The following is a 7,022-nucleotide window of genomic DNA, read 5'->3' on the forward strand; positions in this document are numbered from 1 at the left end:
GGCACAGAAGGCGGGTGCTGGGGGCGGGTCAGGGGCGGGTCGCCCAGGCGTAGCGGTGTTCGGGGCGGCCCGCGTCGCCGTACTTGAGGGTGAGGGTGGCGCGGCCGGTGCGTTCCAGGAGCTTGAGATAGCGCTGGGCGGTCTGGCGGCTGACGCCGGTGCGGTCGGCGATCTCCTGGGCGGAGAGGGGGCCCTCGGCGTTCAGGAGGGACTGGCGGACCGACTCGGCGGTGGTGGGGGAGTGGCCCTTGGGGAGGTCGGGCTCAGAGGTCGCGGACAGGGCGCCGAAGATCCGGTCGACCTGCGCCTGCTCGGCCTCGCCGCCGCTGTCCAGGGTGCGGCGCAACTCGGCGTACGCCTCCAGCTTGGCGCGCAGACCGGCGAAGGCGAAGGGCTTGACCAGGTACTGGAGCGCGCCGTGCCGCATTGCCTCCTGAACCGTCGACACGTCCCGGGCCGCCGTGACCATGATCACATCGGTGCGGTGGCCGCGGCGGCGCATCTCGCGCACCACGGCGAGACCGGTGTCGTCGGGGAGGTAGTGGTCCATGAGGACCAGATCGAGCCGCGGGAGGGTCTCCAGCCGGTGCAGGGCCTCGGCGGCGTTGTGGGCCTCACCGGCCACATGGAAGCCCGGCACCTTCTCGACGTACGCGCTGTTGACCCGGGCGACCCTGGTGTCGTCGTCCACGACCAGGACCTCGATCATCGGGACTCCTCCTCGGCGGCGAACGGCACGGCGGCGGCTCGGGGGGCGGGCGGTGCTGTGGGCGGCACGGTGGGCGGTGTGGTGGGCAGATGGGCGGTGGACAGTTCCACGGTGGGCGGGGTCATGGGGGCGGTCCTGGTGGGGGTCGGGTGCCCGGTCGAGGGCCGGGCGGGCTCCGGCAGGGCTTCGGGCAGGACGACGGTGAACTCCGCGCCGCCACCGTCCGCCTCGGCGACCCCGACCGTCCCGCCCTGTCGCTCGGCCAGTCGGCGGACCACGGACAGACCGATACCGCGCTCACGATGGGCGGGCGGCTGCTTGGTCGACCAGCCCTCCCGGAAGATCAACTCCCGGCGCTCCGCAGGAATTCCCGGTCCCGTGTCCCGCACTCTGAGGACGACCGTACGGGCCTCGGTGACCAACTCCACCTCCACGCGCGCGTGGGGCGTCCCCGCGGTGGCGTCCAGGGCGTTGTCCACCAGATTGCCGACGATCGTCACCAGGCCGCGCGGATCGACCAGCCGGTCCGGCAGCGCGGTGCGGTCCGAGAGCCCGAGGTCGACGCCCCGTTCCGCCGCCACCGTCGCCTTGCCGACCAGCAGCGCCGACAGCAGCGGATCCCGCACCTTCTCGGCCACCTGCTCCGACGTGGCCCTGTGGCCGCCGACCACCTCGCCGACGAACTCCACGGCGTCGTCGTACATCTCCAGTTCGAGCAGCCCCAACAGGGTGTGCATCCGGTTGGCGTGCTCATGGTCCTGCGCGCGCAGGGCGTCGATCAGGCCGCGCGTGGAGTCGAGCTCCCGGCCCAACTGCTCCAGCTCGGTGCGGTCGCGCAGGGTGGCGACGGCGCCGCCGTCGTCCGTGGGCATCCGGTTGGCGACCAGGACCCGCCGCCCGCGCACCGTGAGCAGGTCCGTGCCGGTGACACGGCCGGCCAGGACATCGGCTGTACGGCCCGCGCCGAGCGCCTCGTCGGGGGTCCGGCCCACGGCCTCGTCGCCGATGCCCAGGAGCCGCTGCGCCTCGTCGTTGAGGAGGCGGACACGGCCCGAGCGGTCCAGGGCGACCACGCCCTCCCGAATGCCGTGCAGCATCGCCTCGCGCTCCGCCAGCAGCCCCGAGATGTCCGAGAAGGCCAGGTCGCGCGTCTGCCGCTGGACCCGGCGGGCGATCAGCCAGGCGGCCAGCGCACCGACCGCCAGCGCACCGCCCGCATACGCCAGCAGCCCCGGGATCGCATGGATCAGCCGTGCCCGCACACTGTCGTACGCGATTCCGACCGACACCGCGCCCACGATCGTGCCGTTCTCGTCCCTCAGGGGCACCTTGCCGCGCGCGGAGCGGCCCAGGGTGCCCTCGTCGATCTCCATGACGTCCTGGCCCGCCAGCGCCTGACTGGGGTCCGTGGAGACGACGCGGCCGATCTCCGCGGGGTCCGTGTGCGACCAGCGGACCCCGCGCCTGTCCATGATCACGACGTACTCGGCCTGGGTCGCCTCCCGGATCCGTTCCGCCTCCCGCTGGACCGGGCCGTCGGCGGTCGGGGGCGTGCTCGTGATCTCGGCGGCCAGTTGCGGCTGGGTGGCGGTGGTCTCCGCGATGGCCAGGGCGCGGCGCATCGCCTGGTCGTCGAGCTGGTCGCTCAGCGGGGCGAGGAACAGCCCGGTCGCGAGCACCGCGACCCCCGCGGCAATCGCCACCTGCATCAGCAGCACCTGGGAGAACACCCGGCGGGGCAGTCCCAGGCGCAGGCGACGGGCGGGGGGAGTGGGGCTCATGGCCATGACGTTACGTTGCGATTTGGGTGGGGTGTAGGGCGTGGGACACGTTGGGGGTGGGACGGAGGTGGGGCGGGTGTCCTGTGGGGCTCCGCGCGGAGCCCCACAGAGGGCTTCGTAACGGGTCCCATAGGGGGCCTCGTAGGCGGCAGGGCCCTCTCCGCGGGGCACGCGCGGGTGCCCCCCCCAGGCGCCGGACCGGCGCACGGATCACACGGCCAGGGCCGCCGCGGGTGCCATCTCACGGACGGACACCACGTCCATACGGGCGGGCGCGCCCAGGACGGAGGCGCCGCAGGTCTCCTCCCGGGGCGGCAGGGACGCGCCCCGGGCGACGACGACCCGCCAGCGGCGCCCGTCCTCGTGGGCGACGGTGACGTCCCAGCGCGGCGCGGCACCCGCCGTGGCGATCACGCTCAGCACCCCTGCGGCGTACTCCCGCGCGGCGGTCCGTACGGCCAGCTCGGCGGCCTGGCCGGGCCGCTCCCAGGCCGAGCAGCCCCGGCAGCCCTCCACGACGACACGGCCCTCCTGGACCCCCTGGAGGACCTCCTTGATCGTGTGGGCCGCGGCCCGGCCGTAGGCGTAGCCGTACGGCAGGATCAGCACGGTCGGGGAGAAACGGTGACCGCCCAGATGGGTGACCTCCCAGATGCCCGGTACGCCGGACGCGGTCAGTTCCGTGGCAAGGGGGCGGCCGAGCAGGGCGCAGCAGCGGTCGCGCTTGCCGTTGGTGCACACGAGGGCGAGCGGGTCGCCCGGGTGCGGCCGTCCCCGGAGCGCGCTGTCGAAGGCGCGGTGGTCGCCACGGCCCAGGGCGGCGAAGTCGAGGTCGAGGAGCCGACGCGGGTCGGTGGTGGTGGCGCTGTGCAGCCATCCGCTGCCGGGAACCGTGTGGGCCGCGTACACCTGGCGCTCCGTGGCCGTCCCGCAGTCGGCGTGGCGGCCGGGGCGGCGGATGAGGGCGACGCGTACGCCGGTGCCCTCGGCGGCGGCCTCCAGGGCGCGTCCGACGGCCGGGTCGAGGTGGCTCGCGGTGAGCGCGCGGGCGCCCCAGGGGCCGGGTTGTTCCAGCAGCAGCCAGGTCGCGGCGGTGGCCGCGGTGCCCGAAACGGGCTCGTCGAGGTCCCGGGAGACGGTCGCGCACGCTCTCACAGAGGTGAGCCTAACCTGACTTTGTCAGGGGCGACTTCCGGCCGTGCGCGCGGTTACTCCGGCAGTGGCCGGGGCGGTCGTGGGCCCACGTAATGCCCTTCCGGTCGCATACGCAAAGGACGTTCGGTGTACTCCTCCAGGGCGTGGGCGATCCACCCCGCCGTGCGGGCGACGGCGAAGACCGTCTCGCCCGCGGTGGCGGGCATGCCGCAGGACACCGTGAGCACGGCGAGGGCCAGATCGACATTGGCGTGCAGGGGGGTGTGGCGGGCGGTGGTGTCCACGATGTCGCGGGCGGCGGCGAGCGCCGGCTCGGCCCGGGGGAGTTCCGCGAGGCGGGCGAAGAGGGCCCGCGCGCGGGGGTCCTCGCCGGGATAGAGCCGGTGCCCGAGGCCCGGGATGCGGCGGCCGGCCCGCAACTCGTCCGCGATCACGGGGGCGGCGTCGCCCTGTTCGAGGACCTGCTCGATCAGCCGGTGGGCGAGCCCGCTCGCGGCCCCGTGCAGCGGGCCCTCCAGCACGCCCAGGCCCGTCGAGACGGCCGCGTAGATGTGCGCGCGGGCGGACGCGGCGACCCGGACGGCGAGGGTGGAGGCCGCGAGGTCGTGGTCGACCAGCAGGCCGAGCGCGGTGTCCAGGACGCCCAGCGCCGCCTCGTCGGCCTCGCGCGCGGTCAGGCGGCCCCAGAGGCGGTGGGCGAGCGGACCGTCGTCCTTGGGGGCGTACAGCACCGGCGGCAGGGCGCCGACCAGGGTCGGGATCAGGGTGCGGGCGGCGCCCAGGACGGCCTGCTCGGAGAGGTCGAAGCGCAGGGGATCCGCGGTCGCGGCGGCAATCGCGGCCACACGCAGCCGGTCGGTGGGGTCCGTGTGCTCGGGCAAAGCGCTGATCGCGCGGCGGGCGAGTTCGACCGTCGTTTCCGGTGCGTCGAAGGTGATCCCGGGGTGGAGGCGTTCGGTCCACAGCCAATCGGCGATCTCTTCGTAGGAGTGGTGCGTGGCCAGTTCGGTGGCGTCGACCCCCCGGAAGTAGTAGCTGCCGGGCTCGATCAGGGTGATCCCGGTCCGCACCGACAGCTCCGCGTCGCCCATCGCCGAACTCGCCGCGTTCTCCCGCTTGTTGCGCCGGGACAGTGCCTCCACCTCGCCCGGGTCGAAGGTACTGCCCCGTCCGCCCGGGACGCGTCGGCTGCTGAGCTGGCCCCGGCTGACGTACGCGTAGACCGTCTCGGGCTTCACGCCGAGCAGTTCGGCGGCCTCTTTGGTGGTCAGGCGTCGCGTGGGGTGGCTGGAGCGGGGTTCTTGATCGGGCATGGGCGTCACCGTATCGGCAGCGGGGCGTATATTGATTCAATCAATATTGACAAGGATTGAATCAAGCATAGACAGTTGAATCAACTAATCAATAAATCAAGCCCAGGGAGGAAGTCATGTCCGTCAATAGGTCCGCAGCCGCCCTTGTCGAAGCACCCCGGGGACTCGCCGGTGTCGTCGTCGCCGATACCGAGATCGGGGACGTACGAGGGCGTGAAGGCTTCTACCACTACCGCCAGTACTCCGCCGTCGACCTCGCGCGTCACCGCAGCTTCGAGGACGTCTGGCACCTCCTCGTCCACGGCGAACTGCCCGACCCCGCGCGCAGCGCGGCCTTCGCGGCCGAGACCGCGGCGCTGCGGCGGCTGCCGGACGAGGTGGCGGCCGTGCTGCCGGCGATCGCTGTGGCCGGGCGGGCGTCCGGGACCGAGGCCGGGCCGCTGGCCGGGATGCGTAGCGCTCTGTCGCTGCTGGGGGCGGCACAGGGGTTGCGGCCCGTGTACGACATCGACGACGAGCGGCGACGGATGGACACCGTCGCGATGTCGGCGGCCGTCCCGACGATATTGACGGCACTGCACCGACTGGGGCGGGGACTTGATCCGATCGAGCCCCGGATGGATCTGCCCTTCGCGGCCAACTACCTGTACATGCTGACGGGGAGCGTGCCGGACGAGCGGCGGACACGGGCCATCGAGCACTACCTGATCGCCACCATCGACCATGGATTCAACGCGTCAACCTTCACCGCCCGGGTCATCGCCTCCACCGGCGCGGACGTGGCCGCCTGCCTCGTCGGCGCCGTCGGTGCCCTCTCCGGTCCCCTCCACGGCGGCGCCCCGAGCCGCGCCCTGGACACCCTCGACGCCATCGGCACCCCCGACCGCATCGACCCCTGGATCCGCGAACGGGTTCTCGCCGGCGACCGCATCATGGGCTTCGGACACGCCGTCTACCGCACGGAGGACCCGCGCTCGCGGATGCTGCGGGAGATCGCCCAGGGGTTCGGCGGACCCCGGGTCGCGTTCGCCGTCGAGGTGGAACGGCAGGTCGAGGCCATCCTGGCGGACCTGAAACCGGGCCGTGAGCTGCACACCAACGTCGAGTTCTACGCCGGGGTGGTGATGGAACGGTGCGGGCTGCCCAGGGAGATGTTCACCCCGACGTTCGCCGCCGCGCGGGTGATCGGGTGGAGCGCCAATGTGCTGGAACAGGCGAGGGACTCGAAGATCATCCGTCCGGCGGCGCGGTATGTGGGGCCGGGGGCGCCAGTGGCGGTGCCGGTCACGGGGTGACGTCAAGGGCGTTCCTGAGCGCCGTCGCTCTCGGCTTGCCCTATCGCCTGGTTGATGATGCTGGAGAGCCTTCCCTCGTCACTGTCGGGCGACGGGGCTGCCTTCGCCTCGCGAGAAGCCGCCCAGTACCGCACGAACGCGGGGCCCCTGACCAAGGAGTGCATATGGGCCAGGAGGTCCGCATCGGTCACCTCGCCCCACGTGTAGACCGGAAGGCAGTGGCCGAGGACCAGGTTGGCGAGGTTGAACTGGCGAACCACCTCCGGGTCCTCGTCCGGAGAGCCGTTCCACACCCGTGTCAGCCGGGGATCGTCCATCACCATCTGAGTCAGCCGCACATGCAGTGAGCGGACACCGGCCTCGGCACTGCGGCACAACTCGTCTCGCGAGGCGATCAGTTCTGGCCGTTCGAGAGAGAGTTCCCGGCGCCATCGCCCCGCCAGCGTGCCTGCATCCGCAGTTCCCGCTGCTGGAACAGCAGAGTGACCGCGAGAAGGATGAGGGCCAGCCCGGAGAAGACGGCACTCACTCCTCCGAGGCAGTCGCCGATCGTGCCGCGTTCCATGGCGGTCTGCCGTCCGCCGTTGGCTTCCTCGACGCCGGAGACCAACCACCCGCTGATGGACGTGGCACCTGCCTCCGGGAATCCCGCCCGGATGCCCTGGTACGGGTGCCTAGGGGTTGTCCGGTCGATCATGTGACTGTCCCGTGCGTGGGTCGTTGGTGTGGGCATGGGGCGGGGTGAACTGAGTGATGCCGAGTGGGAGCG

General features: G+C 72.5%; 7 protein-coding genes. 1 reads left to right on the forward strand and 6 read right to left on the reverse strand.

Annotated elements, in window-relative coordinates; all coding sequences use genetic code 11:
* Positions 1-28: 28 nt before the first annotated feature.
* The 4 genes from AB0O01_RS33965 to AB0O01_RS33980 form a co-directional block, all read right to left on the reverse strand.
* Positions 29-709, reverse strand: coding sequence for a response regulator (locus tag AB0O01_RS33965; protein ID WP_365319580.1), 681 nt, complete (start codon positions 707-709; stop codon positions 29-31).
* Complete coding sequence (locus AB0O01_RS33970) at positions 706-2,490, reverse strand: sensor histidine kinase (protein WP_365319582.1); 1,785 nt, start codon at positions 2,488-2,490, stop codon at positions 706-708. The genes AB0O01_RS33965 and AB0O01_RS33970 overlap by 4 nt, the downstream gene beginning before the upstream one ends.
* Before the next feature lie 210 nt (positions 2,491-2,700).
* Complete coding sequence (locus AB0O01_RS33975) at positions 2,701-3,645, reverse strand: sucrase/ferredoxin-like family protein (protein ID WP_365319584.1); 945 nt, start codon at positions 3,643-3,645, stop codon at positions 2,701-2,703.
* Positions 3,646-3,698: 53 nt separating this feature from the next.
* Positions 3,699-4,958 carry a citrate synthase family protein gene (locus tag AB0O01_RS33980; protein WP_365319586.1) on the reverse strand — a complete coding sequence of 420 codons (1,260 nt, stop codon included), beginning with the start codon at positions 4,956-4,958 and terminating at the stop codon, positions 3,699-3,701.
* Between the two features lie 116 nt (positions 4,959-5,074).
* On the opposite strand from AB0O01_RS33980, the gene AB0O01_RS33985 reads away from it, so the two are divergent.
* Positions 5,075-6,253, forward strand: a complete 1,179-nt coding sequence (locus AB0O01_RS33985; RefSeq protein WP_365319588.1) for a citrate synthase/methylcitrate synthase — start codon at positions 5,075-5,077, stop codon at positions 6,251-6,253.
* Positions 6,254-6,255: 2 nt separating this feature from the next.
* Here AB0O01_RS33985 and AB0O01_RS33990 read toward each other — a convergent pair whose 3' ends face one another.
* Entirely contained in the window at positions 6,256-6,696 is a 441-nt protein-coding gene (locus tag AB0O01_RS33990; RefSeq protein ID WP_365319603.1) for a DUF6082 family protein, read from the reverse strand.
* The gene (locus AB0O01_RS33995; RefSeq protein ID WP_365319605.1) at positions 6,648-6,950 is read right to left on the reverse strand and encodes a DUF6082 family protein; all 303 of its coding nucleotides are present in this window, start codon (positions 6,948-6,950) and stop codon (positions 6,648-6,650) included. Before AB0O01_RS33995 ends, AB0O01_RS33990 begins: the two co-directional genes overlap by 49 nt.
* Between the last annotated feature and the right edge of the window lie 72 nt (positions 6,951-7,022).

This window comes from Streptomyces sp. NPDC093252 (assembly GCF_040683675.1).
In the GTDB taxonomy this organism is placed as follows: domain Bacteria; phylum Actinomycetota; class Actinomycetes; order Streptomycetales; family Streptomycetaceae; genus Streptomyces.

Bases quoted from the DNA above. Each gene is read 5' to 3' on its own strand.
- AB0O01_RS33985 (WP_365319588.1), top strand. From the start codon at position 5,075: ATGTCCGTCAATAGGTCCGCAGCCGCCCTTGTCGAAGCACCCCGGGGA.
- AB0O01_RS33965 (WP_365319580.1), bottom strand. From the start codon at position 709: ATGATCGAGGTCCTGGTCGTGGACGACGACACCAGGGTCGCCCGGGTC.
- AB0O01_RS33980 (WP_365319586.1), bottom strand. From the start codon at position 4,958: ATGCCCGATCAAGAACCCCGCTCCAGCCACCCCACGCGACGCCTGACC.
- AB0O01_RS33970 (WP_365319582.1), bottom strand. From the start codon at position 2,490: ATGAGCCCCACTCCCCCCGCCCGTCGCCTGCGCCTGGGACTGCCCCGC.
- AB0O01_RS33995 (WP_365319605.1), bottom strand. From the start codon at position 6,950: ATGATCGACCGGACAACCCCTAGGCACCCGTACCAGGGCATCCGGGCG.